Source organism: Candidatus Pelagibacter communis (assembly GCF_001180105.1).
Classification (GTDB): domain Bacteria; phylum Pseudomonadota; class Alphaproteobacteria; order Pelagibacterales; family Pelagibacteraceae; genus Pelagibacter; species Pelagibacter ubique_K.
In genome coordinates, this window is record NZ_CVSO01000070.1 from 23,947 (window position 1) to 41,119 (window position 17,173).

Below are 17,173 nucleotides of genomic sequence, written 5' to 3' on the forward strand. Positions count from 1 at the left end.
ATGGAGCGGGCAATGGGACTTGAACCCACGACCTTCTCGTTGGCAACGAGACGCTCTACCACTGAGCTATGCCCGCCTATTTAATTACTTTGAAGTTAAAGGCTTTTTAAAAATTAAGCAAGCGACAAATTGATTAGTCTAAATTAAGAATTCTTTAAGCTTTGGTATAGAAATTTTCTAAACTCTTTGCTACAATTTATCATGAACAACCAAACAAAATTACCAAAAAAAATCCCTGTCTTTCCGTTGTCAAATTTCATATTTTTTCCAAATACGAGTGCTCCTCTGAATATTTTTGAACCAAGATATATCCAAATGATAGACGATAGTATGAAGAGTGACAGGATAATTGGAATGATACAACCAAAAAAATCTGGAGACTCAAAAAAACCTGATCTATTTAAAATTGGATGTATGGGAAAAATTACAAGTTTTAATGAGACTGATGATGGTAGGTATATAGTTATCTTAAATGGCTTAATAAGATTTAAAATTATCAATGAAATTGAAAGTGATAAATCATATAGAATGTGTGAAGTTGATCATAAAGATTTTGAACAAGACCTAAATGAAAAAAAGGAACCTATTAAATTTTCAGATTTAAGACTTATCTTTGATAATTTAAGATCATTATTTGAAAAGCAGGGTTATTTGATTAATTGGAAAGAATTCGAAAAACAAGACTTGAGTCAAACAATTAATACTTTAGCGATGGCTTCACCTTTTACACTTGAGGAAAAACAAATGCTATTGGAAACAAAGAATCTTAATTATAGAAAAGAAAAATTAGAACAAATTATTAATACTTATCTTAAAGATAACTTTAGTAATAAAACTATACAGTAATTAAAAGTTAAACCCCTTATTTGCAAATTTCTCTGAGATTTTCTTTAAAAAGAAACTATTATCTAAAGTTTCTGAAATTTTTTTGTTATCTAATATTTTAAATCTATTTTCTTTTTCAAAAAAATTGTGAATAAAATCAATTCCATATGCAAAAAAGAAGTTATTATGTTTTCTTTCTTTTTCAAAGGATAGGATAGCAGTTGATAGCTCTAAACCAAGATCTATATTTTTTTGAATTTGATCAGTTAAAGATTTTATATCTCTTACTGTCATGTTAAATCCCTGTCCTGCTAAAGGGTGGACTTTATGAAGATTGTCTCCAAATGATAAAATATTTTTAGAAGTATATTTTTTTGATAAAAAGAAATTTAACTTAAATTTATCAACATTATAAAATCTTTTGATTTTGTAGAATTTATTATACTTTTTAACCAGCTCTTTGAATTCATTTTCATTTATATCTAACTTATCGGTTACCGAATAAACTAGGGAAGTTTTTGAATTAGAAATTGGTAAAAAAGCTAAGGGACCCCTTTTTGTAAAAATCTGAACTGATGTATTATTTTTTAATTTTTGATGATCAATCACGGAAATATAGGATGTGCTTTTGTAATCTTTTTTTATGTTTTGAAAAAAGAATTTTTTATTAATAATGTTATTTGTTTCTGAATTAACAAAAATTTGAAAATCTTTTTTCTCTAATAATTTTAAATAATCAGAGTCCTTTTTGATATTGCTTTCTTTGAAATCTTTTCTTTTCTTTAATTTTTTATAAACACTGTCAAATAAAACGTGATTTTTCACTATAAAGAAAAGCGAATTTTTATTATCAAACTTTAAAAAAGTTTCTTTGGAATCATTTTTATAAAGAAAAATTTTACTTATTTTTTGACCAATTTCTTCAACATCTAAGTCGTACTTTTTCAAAAACTTAATATTTTCAAAAGATAATCCAATAGTCCTGTTATAGTTAATTTTTGCTAACTTATTTTTTTTTTGATGGTGCAGATGAACTGATATCCCTTTTTTAATTAAAACTTGAGATAAAATTAAGTTCGTTAAGTTTTTTCCAAATAAGCAAATTTTCATAAATATTTTTAATTTTAACAATAAATATTAAATGATACAAAGTGATAAATTTGATTCTTTATGAATTTAAAAATTAAGAATATCGATCTAAAAGCATTTATATTTAATCGCTTAATTGAAATTTTTGCAATTGGGCTGTTTCTATTGGCAATTTTACTGTCTTTGGCAGTGGTAACTTACACGCCAGATGATCCAAACTTTATTTTTTCTGAGGGACAAAAAGTTAAAAATTTGCTCGGAATTAATGGAAGTATAATATCAGACTTTTTTTTTCAATCAGTTGGATTAATAAGTTATTTCATTCCTATAACAATTATCTTTTCAGCAATTAATATTTTTTTTAAAAAGACGCCAAGTATAATTGTAAATAATATTTTTTTAGTAGTTTGTTATAGTTTAATCGGAACTTTCTTTTTAAGTGTTTTTTTAACATCGCCCTACTTTCTTTACATTAATGGAAATGGTGGATTTGTTGGTAATTTCTTAAATGAGTCATTTTTTTTAAAACTTGAGTTCTTGAATAATAAAATTACTTATTATTTTTCTTTAATAACTTTTATTATCTTATTTGTATTAAGCTTAAATCCAAATTCTTATTGGATTAAAATTTTCATAAGAAAGAAAAAAGGTAATCAGGTTAAAGATCAAATCATAAGTCAGGATCCACAATTTAAAGAAAAAGAAACTGTTCAAGAAACTTTTAACCTCAGTGAGTCCATTTCAGAGCCTAAAAAGGTAGGTGCTTTCAAACTTCCATCACTTGATTTCCTTAAGGTTCCAGAAAAGAAAGTTAAAAATGCAAAAGAAGAAAAAAAAGTTGATGCTGATTTTTTAGAAAAAGTATTGTTAGATTTTGGTGTACAAGGAAAAATAACAAAAATAAGTACGGGTCCAGTTGTTACTCTTAATGAGTTTGAACCTGCTGCGGGAGTTAAAGTCTCAAAAATCGTAAACCTGTCGGAAGATATAGCGAGAAATACAAGCTCTGAGTCTGCGAGGATTTCTACAATTCCAGGATCTAGTACAATCGGTATTGAACTCCCGAATTCATTTAGGGACAATGTTATGTTAAGAGAAATAATATCTAGTCCAAAATTTAACAATAAGGATTTAAAATTACCGATAGCTCTTGGTAAAAGTATTTCTGGTCAACCATTGATTGGAGATTTAACTTCAATGCCACATCTTTTGATTGCTGGAACCACCGGCTCTGGTAAATCTGTATGTATAAATACGATTATTCTTTCATTGCTATACAGACACAAACCAGAAATTTGTAAGTTCATTTTAATTGATCCTAAGATGTTAGAGCTTTCGACATATGAAGGAATTCCCCATCTATTATGTCCTGTGATAACTGAGGCAAAAAAAGCTGCCTCAGTTTTGGGTTGGGTAGTAAAAGAAATGGAAAATAGATACAAATTAATGACTAAAGTTGGCGTTAGAAATATTGACAGTTACAACGCTAAACATAAAATTTCTATGCCTTACATTGTAGTTATAGTAGATGAAATGTCAGATCTTATGTTGGTTGCCAGTAAGGACATTGAAAATTGTATTCAGAAACTTTCTCAAATGGCAAGGGCCGCAGGTATTCATATAATAATGGCAACGCAAAGACCTAGCGTTGATGTTATAACAGGTACTATAAAAGCAAATTTCCCAACTCGTATTTCTTTTCAAGTATCTTCAAAAATTGACAGTAGAACAATTCTTGGAGAACAAGGTGCTGAACAACTATTAGGGAAAGGGGATATGCTTTACATGTCTTCTGCAAATCGAATTACAAGAATCCATGCGCCATTTGTTTCGGATAATGAAATTGAAAAAATCAATTCTTTTCTTAAATCGCAAGGAGATCCAGAATATGTTGATGAAATTTTAAATTTATCCTCTGAAAGTCCATCTGATGATGGCTCTAATGACTCAGATCAAGATGACGAACTTTACAATAAAGCTTTAGAAATAGTTAAATCTGAGGGAAAGGCATCAACCTCCTTTTTGCAGAGAAAACTTCAAATAGGTTACAATAGGGCTGCAAGAATAATTGATATTATGGAAAGTAGAGGCGTTGTCAGTAAAGCTAATCACGTTGGCAAACGAGAATTGTTGTAATGAGAACAATTTTTCTGATTTTGATCATTTTTTTTATGTTAGCGCAAAAAAATGCTCATACAGAGCCTAAAATTATTAAAAAGATTTCTGAGATCAAAAATTTTGAATTTGATTTTGAACAACTTATTAACGACAAAAAAGAAACTGGCAATTGTATTATTTCATTTAATAATAAAATGATATGTAAATACATTGAAACTGGAAAGTTAATTGTATCTAACGGAAATACACTTTTAATTAAAAACAAAAACTCAAACTTTGCAAATACTTACAAAACCGAAAATACTTACTTTAAATATTTTCTTAATAAAGAATTTTTAATCACAAAAATCGAGGGAAATGTTATTGAAAAAGACCAAAATTTTCTCCTACCAATTAGCGATCAAAGTAATCGATTAAATATTTTTTTTGATAAGAAAAATTATTTAATTAAAGGATGGGAAACTACTGATTTATATGGCAATAAAGTAAGATCCTTTATTGTCGTTAAGAATATTAATCAAGAATTATCTGATAATATTTTTAATCTCAATCTTTATAACTAACTCGCTCTAATATTCAGATTTTCTTCTTTGAAAATTTTCATTCCCCTTGCTAAGTAATTTTTTATCGCATTAGGATGATCTAGTGTACAGGTGTGAACCCACATTCTTTTAATTTTTTTTTCAAATGATTTTATGATCGCAGTAGTTAAAGCATAGCCCCCAACTCCCTTACCAAAATAATCTTCAAACAAACCTAAATATGCAAGCTCTGTCTCATTTTTTTCTGGGTGATGTATCAGTTCAAAATATCCAACTAGATCTTTATTATTCTTGATTACGTAAGTTTCAAGATTTTTATTAGAAACATAGTTAGACCACTGAAGATCAGTCCAAATCAATCTATCAGTCCATCTATATTTCTTACCGATTTGTTTGTAAAAAAAACTTATTTAGTTGAAAATCTGGTTTCGTTTTTTCGATAGAATAATTATCATCTGGTTTACTCTTTTTAATAAGTTCATTTATATTTTTTAATTCTAAAAAATTCCTTTTGACACTAATAATCATTGAACCATTCTCCCTACTTTTTCGCCACCAAATAAATGAAAGTGCAAATGAGGTACTTCTTGGCCACCATTTTCCCCTACGTTTGATAAAGTCCTAAATCCACCATTGTCTATACTTGATATACCAATCTTTTTTGCAACAGTTGAAATGCCTTTCATTAAACCTGCAATTTCCTCAGAAGTGGCTTTAGAAGTAAAATCCTCTAAATTTACATATTTACCTTTTGGAATTACCAAAGCATGAACTTTTTTTTGTGGATTTATATCATGAAAAGATAAAACAAATTCATCCTCATAGATTTTTTTGCATGGTATCTCGCCTCTCAGGATTTTTGCAAAAATGTTATTGTCGTCGTAGCTCATTTTTTTCTTTTATCTAGTTCTTTCATAACATCTTCCATTTTGACGTTATTTGCTTCGAGATACACAATCAGATGATACAATACATCGGCTGTCTCATGAACTTTATTTGTATTATTTTCCACAGCCTCAATTAATTCTTTAACTTCCTCTTTTACCTTTTCTACTGACAATTCTTTGTTAGCTAATAATTTATTTGTATAAGATTCGCTTTGAGGTTTAGTCTTCCTCTCTCTTACCATTAAAATTATATCTTCCAGAGTTTTAAGCATATTATGTTCTAACAGGAATTCCTTTGGACTCCAAATATTGCTTTGCTTCTTTCACTGAGTATTTACCATAATGAAAAATTGATGCTGCAAGAACTGCACTAGCTTTACCTGATTTAATACCCTCTACTAAGTGATCAAGATTTCCAACACCACCAGATGCAATTAAAGGAATATTTACCTTGGAAGATATTTTAGACATTAACTCAATATCGTAACCAACCTGTGTTCCATCTCTATCCATTGAAGTAACTAACAACTCGCCAGCTCCGCTATCTTCCATTTTTTTAGCATATTCCAATGCATCAATCCCGCTATTATTTCTACCTCCATGAGTGAAAACTTCCCACTTATCTCCGTTTTTTTTTGCATCTATTGCAACAACAATACATTGGGAACCAAATTTTTTAGAACTATCAACCACGACTTTGGAATTTTCTACTGCAGCAGTATTAATTGAAACTTTGTCAGCTCCACAGTTCAATAATTTATTTATATCATCAACACTTCTTACTCCACCACCTACTGTTAGAGGCACAAAACATTTCTTTGAAGTCTTCTCGACAACCTCATAAATAGTATCCCTATTCTCATTTGAAGCAGTAATATCTAAAAAACAAATTTCATCTGCTCCACCATCACTATAGATTTTTGCTTGCTCAACAGGATCGCCAGCATCTTTCAGATCAACAAAGTTTATACCCTTAACTACACGACCATTTTTAACGTCTAAGCAAGGTATAATTCTATTTTTAAGCATCTTCTTTAGCCAGCTCCTCTAATTTAATATCACCATCGTATATTGCTTTGCCAACTATAACACCTTCAATATTTTTTAATGTCTTAGCTTTTTTGATATCCTCTATTGATGATACACCACCAGAAATTATTACAGGACAATTGGAAATTTCAGCAACCTTTAATGTTTCATCAAAATTTGGGCTTTCTTTTGTGCCATCTTTATTAATATCAGTAAAAATTAGTCTACTAATACCGTAGTCATTTACTTCAGTTAAAAAATCTAAAGTTGATATGCCTGAACTTTCTTTCCAACCTGATAACGAGAGTTTTCCATCTTTTGCATCCAAACCTAATGCAATTTTTTTTGGAAATTTCTTACAAGCCTTTTTCAAAAAATTTTTATCTTTAATGGCCGCACTTCCTAAGATTATTTTATCTACACCTATATCAGCATATTCTTGAATACTATCAAAATCTCTCACGCCTCCTCCTACCTCTACTTTAAAATCAAATTTACTCACGATCTCTTTAATGATATCAAGATTAACTGTTTCTCCCGCCAAAGCTCCATCAAGATCAACAATGTGTAAATTTTTAAACCCTTTATCAATAAATTGTGTTGCCTGTTCGACTGGTGACATTTGGTATTCTGTCTTTTGACTAAAATCACCTTTAATTAATCTTACACACTTTTTATCTTTAATATCAATTGCTGGAAATATTTTCATTTATAAAAAGTAAAATGCTATTATTAAAGCGACTATTTCTAAAGCAATTAGAGTTTCAATCATTTAATCTGTGTACCTATAAGCCCAAACAAGTTTTTGTTCTAAAATTTTCTCAACCGCAGATCTATAAGCATCTGTGACGATATTTTCATAATCTCTAATCACATACAATGAATTTTGTAATTTATTTTTAAAAATTTCTTTGGACAATCTTTCCCCTTTTATTGGTTGGCTTGCATCATTTTTTTCTTTATAAAATCTTACTAAATCGAGAAAATTAGGAATTCCTTTTTTTGACTTTTCAAGGATATTCTCCCAAATAAAATTATAATCCTTTTTTGATATTAGATTATCTCTACATGCTATAAAAAGGCTTACTTCCATATTCACTGCTATTAAAGCTTTCAAATGAATTTTCAAGTCCTTGTATTGCTCTGGATAAATTGGTTCTTTTTTATAATCATTCAGTATTTTATCTATATTGTCCTCAAAATTAAATTTTAAGTCAAATTGACAAATGCGGTATAAAAAAAGAAATTTATCTCTTTCAGGTTTGTCTTCATTTAAAAATAAAAGAGCTGCATCCAAAAGTTTTTCTTTTTTAGATTTTCCAAATATTCCCATCCGCTTTTATTTATTCTTTTCTTCGGTCTCTTGATTGCTCATTTATTTTGTCCCCATAAGCCTTAATTTTGTTTAATTCATTTTTTTGATCCTTATTTTTTTTAAAAGCTTTAACTCCAAGAAATCCCACTATTGCTCCTATCCCGGCTAAAACTATGCCACCATTTAAAGCTACCCCAACACCAACAATTTTTCCTGCAACACCAAGTGATCCTCCAAGCGCACCACCAATAACTCCACCACCAATTGCTCCTATTCCCTCTTTTGTTGTAACGATACCTGTTGCTTTTCCGACTGGATTTTTTTTTAATTCTTCTAGTTTTCTCATCGCCTCTTGTTTCATAGCTAAAGCTTCAGCTTCTTTTCTTTGACGTTCTGCCTCTTCAAACTCAATTCTTTTCTTTCTCTCATTTTCTGCACTAAATGCAGAAACGACTAAAATAAGCAAAATTGTTAAAATTATTAAGGGCCTCAGATAATTTAAGATTAATCCAATATTATCTTCGGGATATTTCTCTTTGAATTCTAAAATGTTTTCATACTCATAAGGAATATAAAAAGCAGCAAATATTAAAGCTATAAAAATAAAAATAATAGGAACTTTGGGACCAAGTTTTTCGACAAGTTTTCCTATCAAAGTAACTTTTGTGATAAGTTTAAAAAGCCAATTCATTTTTATAAATCTATAAAATTTTTGATTATTTGTAATCCTAATTTATCACTTTTTTCTGGGTGAAATTGGGTTCCGTAAATATTGTTTTTCTCAACAGCACAAACATGTTTTGACGAATAGTCAGTTGTTGCTGATATAGAATTTTTGTCGATTGGTACAAACTCATAACTGTGAACAAAGTACATGTGTGATTTATCTTTTATATCTTTAAAAATTTTACTCTCTTTGACTAAATTTATTTGATTCCATCCTATGTGAGGGAGCTTATATTTCCCATCTTGATTGTCTATTTTTGTCACTTTCCCCGGGATCCAGCCTAATCCTTTTGTCTCTGACTCTTCATATCCAACATCAGCGAACATTTGTAATCCAACACATATTCCAAGAAGAGGTTTTTTCTTATTCATTACAAAGTCATTTAGGCAGTCAACAAGTCCATTAATAGATTGTAATGCATCCACACAACTTTTAAATGATCCCTGGCCTGGTAACACAACTTTGTCAGTAGATTTAATTTTGCTTAAATCAGAAGTTACTTCAATTTTAACTTTATTTTGGGCTACCTCTTTAAATGAATTAATGACAGAGCTTATGTTCCCTGATTTGTAATCAACAATAGTTACGTTCATTAATTTTTATAAAGAGCCTTTAGTAGATGGCACGACTTTTTTATTTTTTGGATCTATTTCTAATGCAGCTCTAAGTGATCTTGCTAAACCTTTAAAACACGACTCCACTTTGTGGTGACTATTATCGCCATACAAATTCTCAATATGCAATGTAATTCCTGCAGATTGTGAAAAAGCTTGAAACCATTCCTTAAAAAGTTCTGTGTCCATTTCTCCAAGTTTTTCTACTTTTAAATCTACTTTCCAAATTAAATACGGTCTGTTTGAAACGTCTAATGCAACTCTAGTTAAAGTTTCATCCATTGGTATCATTGCGTGAGCATATCTTTTAATTCCAATGAATTTTTTTGATGCTTTTTTAAGACATTCACCAATAGCAATACCAGTATCTTCTGTTGTGTGATGGAGATCTATGTGTGTATCTCCTTTTGCTTTAACCTTTAAATCAATCGATGAATGTTTAGAAAGTTGTTCAAGCATATGATCAAGGAAACCTATGCCGGTATCTATTTTATATTGACCTTTACCGTCAATATTTAACTCAACGTCAATTTTTGTCTCTTTTGTTTTTCTTGTTATTGATGCTTTTCGCTTCATATATACCTACGTATATCTATATTATTTAGTCATATCAACAAAACTAATTTGCCACTTGAAGAATAGAAATTCATATCCATCTATACCTCATGACAACAATTGTATTAGTAAGAAAAAAAAATGACGTAGTTGTGGCAAGTGACGGCCAGGTCAGTATGGGAAATACTGTAATTAAAAGCAATGCAAACAAAGTTCGTAAAATTGAGAAACGAAATGTGATTGCAGGTTTTGCTGGTTCAACAGCAGATGCGTTAACTCTTTTTGAAAGATTAGAAGCTAAACTTGAAAAACATGCTGGAAATTTAACTCGAGCTGCAGTCGAACTTGCGAAGGATTGGAGAACCGATAAATATTTAAGGCGACTTGAAGCATTAATGGCAATTGGTGATAAAGAAAAAAGTTTTATAATTTCAGGTACCGGAGATGTTTTAGAGCCTGAAGGAGATGTTATTGGAATTGGATCAGGTGGAAATTACGCACTTGCAGCTGCAAAAGTTCTAATGGATACAGAATTAAACGCTGAAGAAGTAGCAAAAAAAGCAATTAAAGTTGCAGCTGATATTTGCGTTTTTACAAACGATAACGTTAGAATTGAAAAAATATAATGGAAAAATCAAATATTAAATCGTTCCCAAAAAAAAATTCTGAGGAAAAAAAGAATCACATAGATTCTCTTTCACCAAGAGAGATCGTATCTGAATTAGATAGATACGTTGTGGGACAAAATAAAGCTAAAAGGGCTGTTGCTATTGCTCTTAGAAATAGATGGAGAAGACAAGCTTTAAAAGGTGAAATGAGAGATGAGGTTTTACCAAAAAATATATTAATGATTGGGCCAACTGGTGTTGGTAAAACTGAGATATCAAGAAGGCTTTCAAAATTAGCTGAGGCACCTTTTGTTAAAGTTGAGGCTACAAGATTTACTGAAGTTGGTTATGTTGGAAGAGACGTAGAACAAATTATTAGAGACTTGCTAGAAATTGCAATTGCAATGGAAAAGGTTAAAAAAAGAAAAGAAGTTCACGCAAAAGCACAAAAGCTTGCAGAAGAAAGAGTTTTAGATGCGCTTGTAGGAAATAAAGCGAGTGTAGCAACAAGAGAAAGTTTTAGAAAGAGATTGAGAAATGGAGATTTAGACGACAACGAAATTGAAGTTCCAGTTAATGAGAGTGGAAATATGCCGAGCTTTGAAATACCTGGAATGCCTGGAGCAAACATTGGAATGATAAATATTGGTGACATGCTTGGTAAATCAATGGGCAATAAATCAAAAAAGAAAAAGATGACAGTAAAAGAGTCTCATGAAATCTTGTTAAATGACGAAGCTGATAAACTTATTGAACAAGATAAAATTATTAAATCTGCAAAAAACGTGACTGAAAATAACGGAATTGTTTTCTTAGATGAAATTGATAAAATTTCCGCAAGAACTGATAGGGTTGGCGGAGATGTATCAAGAGAAGGAGTTCAGAGAGATTTGTTACCACTAATAGAAGGTACTACTGTTAGTACAAAGTATGGACCAGTAAAAACAGATCATATATTATTTATAGCATCAGGAGCTTTCCAACTCGCTAAACCTTCAGATTTACTTCCTGAATTACAAGGAAGATTACCAATAAGAGTTGAACTTGATGCATTAAACAGTTCTGACTTTAAAAGAATTTTGAAAGAACCAGATAATAGTTTAATTAAACAGTATAAAGCTTTATTAAAAACTGAAAATGTTGATTTAGAATTTTCAGAAGATGGAATTGATACTATTGCAAATTTAGCAAGTGAAGTAAACTCGTCTGTTGAAAATATTGGTGCAAGAAGACTTCATACTATTATTGAAAGAGTTTTAGATGAAATTAGTTTCACTGCGACAGATAGATCAGGTGAAAAAATTGTAATTGATTCAAAGTATGTAAAAGAGAATCTTGGACAATTAGTTAAAGATAATGATTTATCTAAATTTATTCTTTGATCTTAAATAAACATTAAAAGAACCTAAGTTTTTTTCTTTAGTGTTATCAATATTTTTAATCTTTTTCATAAGCTCAACATTGGAATTAATAAACTCAGGTATAGAATGTTTTAATATGCTTAATTCAGACGATTTATAAGGATCTTCAGCAGATTTAGATCTCATTCCTTTGCCTGTAATTATATTTACTTTTAAGATATGTTTCTCGAAACATTCATTAATAGTTTTTTCAACAAATTTATTTGCTTGGTCCAAGCCATAACCATGCAAATCTATAACAAATGTAGATTTATTTTTATTAATTGAAGGTTCATTCAATTCATCTTTAGATATTATCTTATCTTTGCTTTTTACAAATTTATTCCAGTCCTTAAGATCTTTATCTGATGGTTTTTTGTTCAAATATTAAATATTAGTCTCAACTAATACCCAATTAGGATCATTAGAGTTTAAGTTCCTAGAGAATCTCCAAGTATCATAAACTTTTTTGACTTTTTCTGGGTCGCCTGTAAGAATCTTGGAATTTTTGTCCCTATTACATGATATTATTTCACTTATAAAATCTACTGTAACTTCAAGCACATTATCTTTTTGTTCATGTTTTTTAATTTCAGCTGAGTTTATTCCAATAAAGGTTGTCTCTGACTTTATCCCATTTTTTTCTCTATTAGAAATTGCTTCCTGAAATTGACTCAAAACTTTTCTATCTAATAAGTTTTTAATATCTTTTATGGATCCTTTTGAAAAATTTGTGATGATCGTTTCGTAAGCAACCTTTGCTCCTTCAATAAAATCTTTTTTGGCACTTTCGTCAAAATTTCTGTAATTTGGTTTTTCTGCAGACTTCATTTCTGGCATTTCATGGGGGAAGCTGTTAGAAATATCGTCTTCATAACCTGATCTTTTGCCTAAAATTCCTCTTAACCTTAAAAAAATAAAGCCGGCTATCATAGCCAACAAAATAATGTCTAAATATTCAAAACTATAATTCATATTTAAATAATATTTACTCTATTGCTTAATTTCAACAAGCAATTTAGATTAATGACAAATGAACACAGTACTTTTATTGATAATTTTGGTCCCAATTCTAGAGATTTATTTATTTATCAAAATTGGAAGCCAAATTGGAGCTTTCACAACCATCTCATTAATATTTGTTACAGCTATAATTGGGGTTTATTATGCCAGATATGAGGGTTTAAATACTCTAAAATCAGGAGTGTCTCAAATTTATAAAAATCAAATGCCTTTATTTGAATTAATATCAGGGGCTGCATTAGCTTTAGCGGCTCTATTATTGATAATACCTGGGTTTGCTACTGATGTATTGGGGTTCTTAATAATATTTCCATTAACTAGAAAATTCATTTTTCGAGTACTTGCAAAAAACCATAAAAGTTCTCAGCACGCCAAAGATGATTTGATTGATGGAGAATATGAAGATAAGGAAGATGGACATGACAAAAAATTATAAAATTTTAACGACTTTTGTAAAGGATGTATTATCAAAAATTCAAAATATTGAAAGTTATTTGTATTTAAAGGATAATATTCCAAAATATACTTTAAATATTGATATCAACTCAATTCCTCTAAAAAATAATATGGCAGAAGTTGATGTTAAGCTTACTTTCGACGATAAAAGTAAAAAAGATAATAAGGGATATTTTGAAATGACACATGCGACCATTGTTAGAGTGGAGCAAGAGGCCGTAAATAAAAATGAACTTCAAAAAATATTTCTAAGAGACGTGCCGACAGATGTATATCCAGAAATTGAAAAAATTTTCTTAGAAATAGTAAAATCAATCGGATATCCAGATTTAAAATTAGAGAAAAAAATCAATTTCGTTGAGCTATTTGAAAAAAATATGGGTCAAAAGTAATGTTTTTTTTGAGATTTTTTTAAATAAATTTCGTGATTTTTTAATTCCTCATTGGAGGGTTTAATTATCCTTTTGCAATAATCGCTGTTTGATTTTTTAAGATTGTCTATACCAATATTTTCTAAAAAAGCTAATCTAGGTTCCTTTTGATCTATAAGATTGATATAAACCTTTGAAAGAAGTTCACAGTCAATGAGTGCAGTGTGATAAGTTCTTCTCGAATTATCGATTCTAAATCTTTTACATAATGCATCAAGACTTATCTGAGAGCCAGGAAACTTTTCTCTTGCGAGTTCGAGAGTATCTATTACATTTTTTTTATCTATAGGTTTTTTCCCCAATATTTTCAACTCATTGTTCAAATGGGATAAGTCAAATTGAGCATTGTGAATGATTAAAATTTTATCTTCAATAAACTTTAAAAAATTTTCAACAATCTCGGAAAACTTTTTTTTATCTGCCAAAAATTCATCTGAATAACCATGAACTTTCTTAGCTTCATCAGAAACTTTTCTTTGAGGATTTAAGTAGCAGTGGAATCTCTTATCTGTAATTATCTGATTATCTAATTCTATACATCCAATTTCAACGATTCTATGACCGTTTTCAACAGATAGACCTGTAGTTTCGGTATCTAGAACAACTTCTTTCATTGTAAAATTTTACCTTTTAAAAATTTAACTTTTTTTTTTGCTTCAGAATTATTAAAGTCGTTATTAATTATAAAAGAAGCAATTTTTTTTTTTTTACTTAAAGGCATCTGGTTTTTTCTCAAAATATATAACAACTTATGATTAAATCCTCGTCTTTTGTTTAAATTTTTTATCATTTTTTTTTTATCCGCTTTAATAAAAATAATTATATCTTTTTTTTTATTTAAATTATTTTCAACATATAATGGGACATCTAATAATACAAATGGCTTTTTTTTGTTCTTCTTTAAGAAATTAGACATTTTTTTTCTTACAATTGGATGAACGAATTTCCCAATTATTTTTAAATTATTCGGTTTTGCAAAAATAATGTTGAGAATTTCGTTTTTATTTATGGGATATTTTTTTATAAAGTTGGGAAATTTTTTTTTGAGTCTCCTAAATATATAGTGATTATTTCTATATATCTTACCAACTTCTTTATCAGCGTTAAATGTTGGTGCTTTGAAAAGTTTTGCAAAGTGAGTTTTTCCTGAACCTATATCTCCAATTACAGCTATTTTTTTCATTTTATTAAATTTATGGTTTTATCATCAATTTTAGGAAATACTTTGTTCCAAATAGCAAAGGATTGATGAGCTTGATAAATAAACATCATTTTTCCGTTTTCTGTCTTATTTCCATTTTCCCTAGCCTGCTTAAGAAAATGTGTTTCTGACGGATTATATATCACGTCATAAAAAAATTTGTTTTGGTGAGGAAAATTAAGATCCAAATCGATTGTATCATTGTCTAGTCCGACACTGGTAGCATTAATTACTATGTCAAAGTCTGGTATTTTTCCCCATTTTACAATTTCAATCTTTTTGAATATCTTTTTGATTTTCTGAGACTTTTCTAAAGTTCTATTTGTTAGGAATATATTTTCACAACCCATATTTTCCAAAGCACATATAATTGATGAACAAACGCCACCGGCTCCAATTATAAAGATTTTTTTTCTCTTAATTTCATAATTTATATATCTAATCGCTAATTCAAAACCGGCTATATCTGTATTATGTCCAATAACCTTATCTCCTTCATTGAAAATAGTATTGACTGAATTAGTTTTTTGGGCCTCTACACTTAACTTATCTAAAAACGGAACTATTGAATTCTTAAATGGAACAGTTACATTGGCTCCAGTAATTTCTAAACTACGAAGTTTTTCAACAAATTTTTCAAGCTCCGATGTTTGAAGTAAATTTTTTTTATATACGGCATCTATTTTATTTTCATTGAACCAATGATTGTGTATTTTTGGCGACAAAGAATGATCTATTGGATTTCCTATTACGCAAAAATTTTTCATCCGTAACTTTCTAAATATTTTTTAATTTCCTTGATTGGAAGTCCCATTATTGTATCAGTATCTCCATTAATTTCATCGAATAATTTTCTGCCTTCCCCTTCTATTTGATAAACGTTGTAAGAAAATAGATTTTTATCTGACACTTTTTTGAGATATCTTTTTAATTCATCTTCAGAAAACGTTTTCATAACCATTTCTGCTTTATCTGTGTAGTTCCAAATCATCTTTCCATCCAATGAAATACATACGGAACTTATAAGATAGTGAGTCTTGCCGTTTAAATCTTTTAGAATTTCAAAAGCCTTCTTTCTATCTTTGGGTTTCGAAATAATTCTTCCATTTAAATCAATGACACTATCTGCTCCTAGAACAAATTCACCCAATTTATTTTGGCTTACTTTTGCTGCTTTAAGTTCGGCTAAATTTTTTGAAATCATCTCTGGATCTGCGCCCTCTTTGACAAGACTCTCTTTAATCTCATCTTCATCTAAATTTGATGGTATTACATCAAATTTTATGTTGTTCTTACTTAAGATTTGTTTTCTTACTTCGCTTCGTGAAGCTAAAATTATTTTTCTCATTTTTGATTAAATATTTCATGAATTTTCAGAACTGAAGCTGCTGTTTCCTCGACTGATTTTCTTGTCACATCAATGCTTGGCCACTTATATTTTTGAAATAATTTCCGAGCATCCTCCATCTCCTTTTGAACTGTATCTAAGTTTATATAATTTTTATTTTCATTTTCATTAATAGATTGCATTCTATTTTTTCTAAGATCTACAAGTCTTTCTGGCTCTGCTGTGAGACCTACAATACATTTTTTAGTCGGATTTTTTTTGAGAGTTTCTGGAACAGAATTTTCATTAACTAACGGAATATTAGATATTTTCATTCCTTTGTTTGCTAAATAAATTGCTGTTGGTGTTTTACTGGTTCTACTTACACCAAGTAGGACAATATCAGATTTATCAATATCATCTACGGAATTACCATCGTCATGATTCATAGTGAATTGTATAGCTTCAATTTTTTTATAATAGTCATCATCCATAATATGTTGTCTGCTTGGTACATGAAGAGCTTCTTGATCCAACAACCTTGAAAATCTTAAAATTAGATCGCCGAGAATTCCAAAACAGGGAATTTTTTTTTTGTTGCATTTATCAGACAAAAATTTAGCTAATTTATTATCAACTATAGTATATAAAACTATTGAATTTTTACTCATCTCTGAAGATTCTAATATTTTTGAGATTTGATTTTCTGTTCTTGTAAATGAATAAAAATGAGTTTTATATTTAAAACTTTTAAATTGTGCTTTGATGGCTAGAAATATCCTTTCTAAAGTTTCTCCTGTTGAATCTGAAATTAAATAAATGTCGTATGTATTAATCATGTATAAATAGTTTATATTTTTAAAGAATTGACATCATATTGTTCCTCTAAATTAATAGTAGAGATTAATTTGTATAACCTCATATTTATAAACATTTTTAAACATGTTAAATAATATTATACTTTTAATACCTCAAAAATGTAAATTGTAAAAAATATAACAAATCTATGACAAATTTATTAAATCA

Annotated in this window: 25 protein-coding genes and 1 tRNA gene; 7 read left to right on the forward strand and 19 right to left on the reverse strand. The window is 29.2% G+C overall.

Going from position 1 to position 17,173, the window contains the following annotated elements:
- Position 1: 1 nt before the first annotated feature.
- Positions 2 to 76, reverse strand: a tRNA-Gly gene (locus tag AMN84_RS04480).
- Positions 77 to 201: 125 nt separating this feature from the next.
- Between AMN84_RS04480 and AMN84_RS04485 the strand changes: the two genes are divergently transcribed.
- Positions 202 to 846: an LON peptidase substrate-binding domain-containing protein gene (locus AMN84_RS04485; protein WP_075483791.1), complete on the forward strand. Its 645-nt coding sequence runs from the start codon at positions 202 to 204 to the stop codon at positions 844 to 846.
- Here the strand turns inward: AMN84_RS04485 and AMN84_RS04490 are convergent, their stop codons facing one another.
- Positions 847 to 1,935: an FAD-dependent monooxygenase gene (locus AMN84_RS04490; protein ID WP_075483793.1), complete on the reverse strand. Its 1,089-nt coding sequence runs from the start codon at positions 1,933 to 1,935 to the stop codon at positions 847 to 849.
- A 60-nt stretch (positions 1,936 to 1,995) separates the two neighbouring features.
- Between AMN84_RS04490 and AMN84_RS04495 the strand changes: the two genes are divergently transcribed.
- Both AMN84_RS04495 and AMN84_RS04500 read left to right on the forward strand, forming a co-directional pair.
- On the forward strand, positions 1,996 to 4,050 hold the full coding sequence (locus tag AMN84_RS04495; RefSeq protein WP_075483795.1) for an FtsK/SpoIIIE family DNA translocase: 2,055 nt from the start codon (positions 1,996 to 1,998) through the stop codon (positions 4,048 to 4,050).
- Positions 4,051 to 4,085: 35 nt separating this feature from the next.
- Complete coding sequence (locus AMN84_RS04500; RefSeq protein ID WP_179850703.1) at positions 4,086 to 4,595, forward strand: LolA family protein; 510 nt, start codon at positions 4,086 to 4,088, stop codon at positions 4,593 to 4,595.
- On the opposite strand, the gene AMN84_RS04505 is transcribed toward AMN84_RS04500, so the two are convergent.
- The 10 genes from AMN84_RS04505 to hisB all read right to left on the reverse strand — a co-directional run bounded on the left by AMN84_RS04505 (position 4,592) and on the right by hisB (position 9,722).
- The gene (locus AMN84_RS04505; RefSeq protein WP_256998162.1) at positions 4,592 to 4,933 is read right to left on the reverse strand and encodes a GNAT family N-acetyltransferase; all 342 of its coding nucleotides are present in this window, start codon (positions 4,931 to 4,933) and stop codon (positions 4,592 to 4,594) included. The two genes, AMN84_RS04500 and AMN84_RS04505, sit on opposite strands and share 4 nt — an antisense overlap.
- A gap of 22 nt (positions 4,934 to 4,955) precedes the next feature.
- A complete protein-coding gene (locus AMN84_RS05150; protein WP_256998163.1) occupies positions 4,956 to 5,102 on the reverse strand; it encodes a hypothetical protein in 147 nt (48 codons plus the stop codon).
- Positions 5,099 to 5,464 carry a histidine triad nucleotide-binding protein gene (locus AMN84_RS04510; protein WP_075483799.1) on the reverse strand — a complete coding sequence of 122 codons (366 nt, stop codon included), beginning with the start codon at positions 5,462 to 5,464 and terminating at the stop codon, positions 5,099 to 5,101. Before AMN84_RS04510 ends, AMN84_RS05150 begins: the two co-directional genes overlap by 4 nt.
- Entirely contained in the window at positions 5,461 to 5,733 is a 273-nt protein-coding gene (gene hisE, locus AMN84_RS04515; protein WP_075483801.1) for a phosphoribosyl-ATP diphosphatase, read from the reverse strand. The genes AMN84_RS04510 and hisE overlap by 4 nt, the downstream gene beginning before the upstream one ends.
- Before the next feature lies 1 nt (position 5,734).
- Positions 5,735 to 6,490 (reverse strand): imidazole glycerol phosphate synthase subunit HisF, encoded by a 756-nt coding sequence (gene hisF, locus AMN84_RS04520; RefSeq protein WP_075483803.1) that lies wholly within the window; start codon positions 6,488 to 6,490, stop codon positions 5,735 to 5,737.
- Complete coding sequence (gene hisA / locus AMN84_RS04525; protein ID WP_075483805.1) at positions 6,483 to 7,199, reverse strand: 1-(5-phosphoribosyl)-5-[(5-phosphoribosylamino)methylideneamino]imidazole-4-carboxamide isomerase; 717 nt, start codon at positions 7,197 to 7,199, stop codon at positions 6,483 to 6,485. Before hisA ends, hisF begins: the two co-directional genes overlap by 8 nt.
- 63 nt (positions 7,200 to 7,262) lie before the next feature.
- Positions 7,263 to 7,823 (reverse strand): hypothetical protein, encoded by a 561-nt coding sequence (locus tag AMN84_RS04530; protein WP_075483807.1) that lies wholly within the window; start codon positions 7,821 to 7,823, stop codon positions 7,263 to 7,265.
- Positions 7,824 to 7,833: 10 nt separating this feature from the next.
- Positions 7,834 to 8,496 (reverse strand): hypothetical protein, encoded by a 663-nt coding sequence (locus AMN84_RS04535; protein ID WP_075483809.1) that lies wholly within the window; start codon positions 8,494 to 8,496, stop codon positions 7,834 to 7,836.
- A gap of 2 nt (positions 8,497 to 8,498) precedes the next feature.
- Positions 8,499 to 9,125, reverse strand: a complete 627-nt coding sequence (gene hisH / locus AMN84_RS04540) for an imidazole glycerol phosphate synthase subunit HisH (RefSeq protein ID WP_075483811.1) — start codon at positions 9,123 to 9,125, stop codon at positions 8,499 to 8,501.
- A gap of 6 nt (positions 9,126 to 9,131) precedes the next feature.
- Positions 9,132 to 9,722, reverse strand: a complete 591-nt coding sequence (hisB, locus tag AMN84_RS04545) for an imidazoleglycerol-phosphate dehydratase HisB (protein WP_075483814.1) — start codon at positions 9,720 to 9,722, stop codon at positions 9,132 to 9,134.
- 89 nt (positions 9,723 to 9,811) lie between these two features.
- Here hisB and hslV point away from each other — a divergent pair, with 89 nt between their 5' ends.
- Both hslV and hslU read left to right on the forward strand, forming a co-directional pair.
- A complete protein-coding gene (gene hslV, locus AMN84_RS04550) occupies positions 9,812 to 10,327 on the forward strand; it encodes an ATP-dependent protease subunit HslV (protein WP_075483817.1) in 516 nt (171 codons plus the stop codon).
- 59 nt (positions 10,328 to 10,386) lie between these two features.
- Positions 10,387 to 11,691 (forward strand): ATP-dependent protease ATPase subunit HslU, encoded by a 1,305-nt coding sequence (gene hslU, locus AMN84_RS04555; protein ID WP_075483885.1) that lies wholly within the window; start codon positions 10,387 to 10,389, stop codon positions 11,689 to 11,691.
- On the opposite strand, the gene AMN84_RS04560 is transcribed toward hslU, so the two are convergent.
- Both AMN84_RS04560 and AMN84_RS04565 read right to left on the reverse strand, forming a co-directional pair.
- Entirely contained in the window at positions 11,671 to 12,093 is a 423-nt protein-coding gene (locus tag AMN84_RS04560; RefSeq protein ID WP_075483819.1) for a Smr/MutS family protein, read from the reverse strand. The two genes, hslU and AMN84_RS04560, sit on opposite strands and share 21 nt — an antisense overlap.
- 3 nt (positions 12,094 to 12,096) lie before the next feature.
- The gene (locus AMN84_RS04565; RefSeq protein ID WP_075483821.1) at positions 12,097 to 12,684 is read right to left on the reverse strand and encodes a Tim44/TimA family putative adaptor protein; all 588 of its coding nucleotides are present in this window, start codon (positions 12,682 to 12,684) and stop codon (positions 12,097 to 12,099) included.
- A 58-nt stretch (positions 12,685 to 12,742) separates the two neighbouring features.
- Here AMN84_RS04565 and AMN84_RS04570 point away from each other — a divergent pair, with 58 nt between their 5' ends.
- Positions 12,743 to 13,168: an FxsA family protein gene (locus AMN84_RS04570; RefSeq protein WP_075483823.1), complete on the forward strand. Its 426-nt coding sequence runs from the start codon at positions 12,743 to 12,745 to the stop codon at positions 13,166 to 13,168.
- Positions 13,152 to 13,580 (forward strand): protein-export chaperone SecB, encoded by a 429-nt coding sequence (locus AMN84_RS04575; protein WP_179850704.1) that lies wholly within the window; start codon positions 13,152 to 13,154, stop codon positions 13,578 to 13,580. The genes AMN84_RS04570 and AMN84_RS04575 overlap by 17 nt, the downstream gene beginning before the upstream one ends.
- On the opposite strand, the gene dnaQ is transcribed toward AMN84_RS04575, so the two are convergent.
- Genes dnaQ through AMN84_RS04600 form a run of 5 tightly spaced genes read right to left on the reverse strand, consistent with a single transcriptional unit; the run spans position 13,571 to position 16,986 of the window.
- A complete protein-coding gene (gene dnaQ, locus AMN84_RS04580; protein WP_075483827.1) occupies positions 13,571 to 14,233 on the reverse strand; it encodes a DNA polymerase III subunit epsilon in 663 nt (220 codons plus the stop codon). The two genes, AMN84_RS04575 and dnaQ, sit on opposite strands and share 10 nt — an antisense overlap.
- On the reverse strand, positions 14,230 to 14,802 hold the full coding sequence (coaE, locus tag AMN84_RS04585) for a dephospho-CoA kinase (protein WP_075483829.1): 573 nt from the start codon (positions 14,800 to 14,802) through the stop codon (positions 14,230 to 14,232). The genes dnaQ and coaE overlap by 4 nt, the downstream gene beginning before the upstream one ends.
- Positions 14,799 to 15,587, reverse strand: coding sequence for a shikimate dehydrogenase (aroE, locus tag AMN84_RS04590; RefSeq protein ID WP_075483831.1), 789 nt, complete (start codon positions 15,585 to 15,587; stop codon positions 14,799 to 14,801). Before aroE ends, coaE begins: the two co-directional genes overlap by 4 nt.
- Positions 15,584 to 16,168, reverse strand: coding sequence for a Maf family protein (locus AMN84_RS04595; protein ID WP_075483833.1), 585 nt, complete (start codon positions 16,166 to 16,168; stop codon positions 15,584 to 15,586). The genes aroE and AMN84_RS04595 overlap by 4 nt, the downstream gene beginning before the upstream one ends.
- Positions 16,165 to 16,986 carry a pyruvate, water dikinase regulatory protein gene (locus tag AMN84_RS04600; protein ID WP_075483835.1) on the reverse strand — a complete coding sequence of 274 codons (822 nt, stop codon included), beginning with the start codon at positions 16,984 to 16,986 and terminating at the stop codon, positions 16,165 to 16,167. Before AMN84_RS04600 ends, AMN84_RS04595 begins: the two co-directional genes overlap by 4 nt.
- Positions 16,987 to 17,173: the final 187 nt, after the last annotated feature.

Coding starts and splice junctions, on each gene's coding strand:
- AMN84_RS04485 (WP_075483791.1), top strand. CDS start 202: ATGAACAACCAAACAAAATTACCAAAAAAAATCCCTGTCTTTCCGTTG.
- AMN84_RS04490 (WP_075483793.1), bottom strand. CDS start 1,935: ATGAAAATTTGCTTATTTGGAAAAAACTTAACGAACTTAATTTTATCT.
- AMN84_RS04495 (WP_075483795.1), top strand. CDS start 1,996: ATGAATTTAAAAATTAAGAATATCGATCTAAAAGCATTTATATTTAAT.
- AMN84_RS04500 (WP_179850703.1), top strand. CDS start 4,086: ATGTTAGCGCAAAAAAATGCTCATACAGAGCCTAAAATTATTAAAAAG.
- AMN84_RS05150 (WP_256998163.1), bottom strand. CDS start 5,102: ATGATTATTAGTGTCAAAAGGAATTTTTTAGAATTAAAAAATATAAAT.
- AMN84_RS04510 (WP_075483799.1), bottom strand. CDS start 5,464: ATGAGCTACGACGACAATAACATTTTTGCAAAAATCCTGAGAGGCGAG.
- hisE (WP_075483801.1), bottom strand. CDS start 5,733: ATGCTTAAAACTCTGGAAGATATAATTTTAATGGTAAGAGAGAGGAAG.
- hisF (WP_075483803.1), bottom strand. CDS start 6,490: ATGCTTAAAAATAGAATTATACCTTGCTTAGACGTTAAAAATGGTCGT.
- hisA (WP_075483805.1), bottom strand. CDS start 7,199: ATGAAAATATTTCCAGCAATTGATATTAAAGATAAAAAGTGTGTAAGA.
- AMN84_RS04530 (WP_075483807.1), bottom strand. CDS start 7,823: ATGGGAATATTTGGAAAATCTAAAAAAGAAAAACTTTTGGATGCAGCT.
- AMN84_RS04535 (WP_075483809.1), bottom strand. CDS start 8,496: ATGAATTGGCTTTTTAAACTTATCACAAAAGTTACTTTGATAGGAAAA.
- hisH (WP_075483811.1), bottom strand. CDS start 9,125: ATGAACGTAACTATTGTTGATTACAAATCAGGGAACATAAGCTCTGTC.
- hisB (WP_075483814.1), bottom strand. CDS start 9,722: ATGAAGCGAAAAGCATCAATAACAAGAAAAACAAAAGAGACAAAAATT.
- hslV (WP_075483817.1), top strand. CDS start 9,812: ATGACAACAATTGTATTAGTAAGAAAAAAAAATGACGTAGTTGTGGCA.
- AMN84_RS04565 (WP_075483821.1), bottom strand. CDS start 12,684: ATGAATTATAGTTTTGAATATTTAGACATTATTTTGTTGGCTATGATA.
- AMN84_RS04570 (WP_075483823.1), top strand. CDS start 12,743: ATGAACACAGTACTTTTATTGATAATTTTGGTCCCAATTCTAGAGATT.
- AMN84_RS04575 (WP_179850704.1), top strand. CDS start 13,152: ATGACAAAAAATTATAAAATTTTAACGACTTTTGTAAAGGATGTATTA.
- dnaQ (WP_075483827.1), bottom strand. CDS start 14,233: ATGAAAGAAGTTGTTCTAGATACCGAAACTACAGGTCTATCTGTTGAA.
- coaE (WP_075483829.1), bottom strand. CDS start 14,802: ATGAAAAAAATAGCTGTAATTGGAGATATAGGTTCAGGAAAAACTCAC.
- aroE (WP_075483831.1), bottom strand. CDS start 15,587: ATGAAAAATTTTTGCGTAATAGGAAATCCAATAGATCATTCTTTGTCG.
- AMN84_RS04595 (WP_075483833.1), bottom strand. CDS start 16,168: ATGAGAAAAATAATTTTAGCTTCACGAAGCGAAGTAAGAAAACAAATC.
- AMN84_RS04600 (WP_075483835.1), bottom strand. CDS start 16,986: ATGATTAATACATACGACATTTATTTAATTTCAGATTCAACAGGAGAA.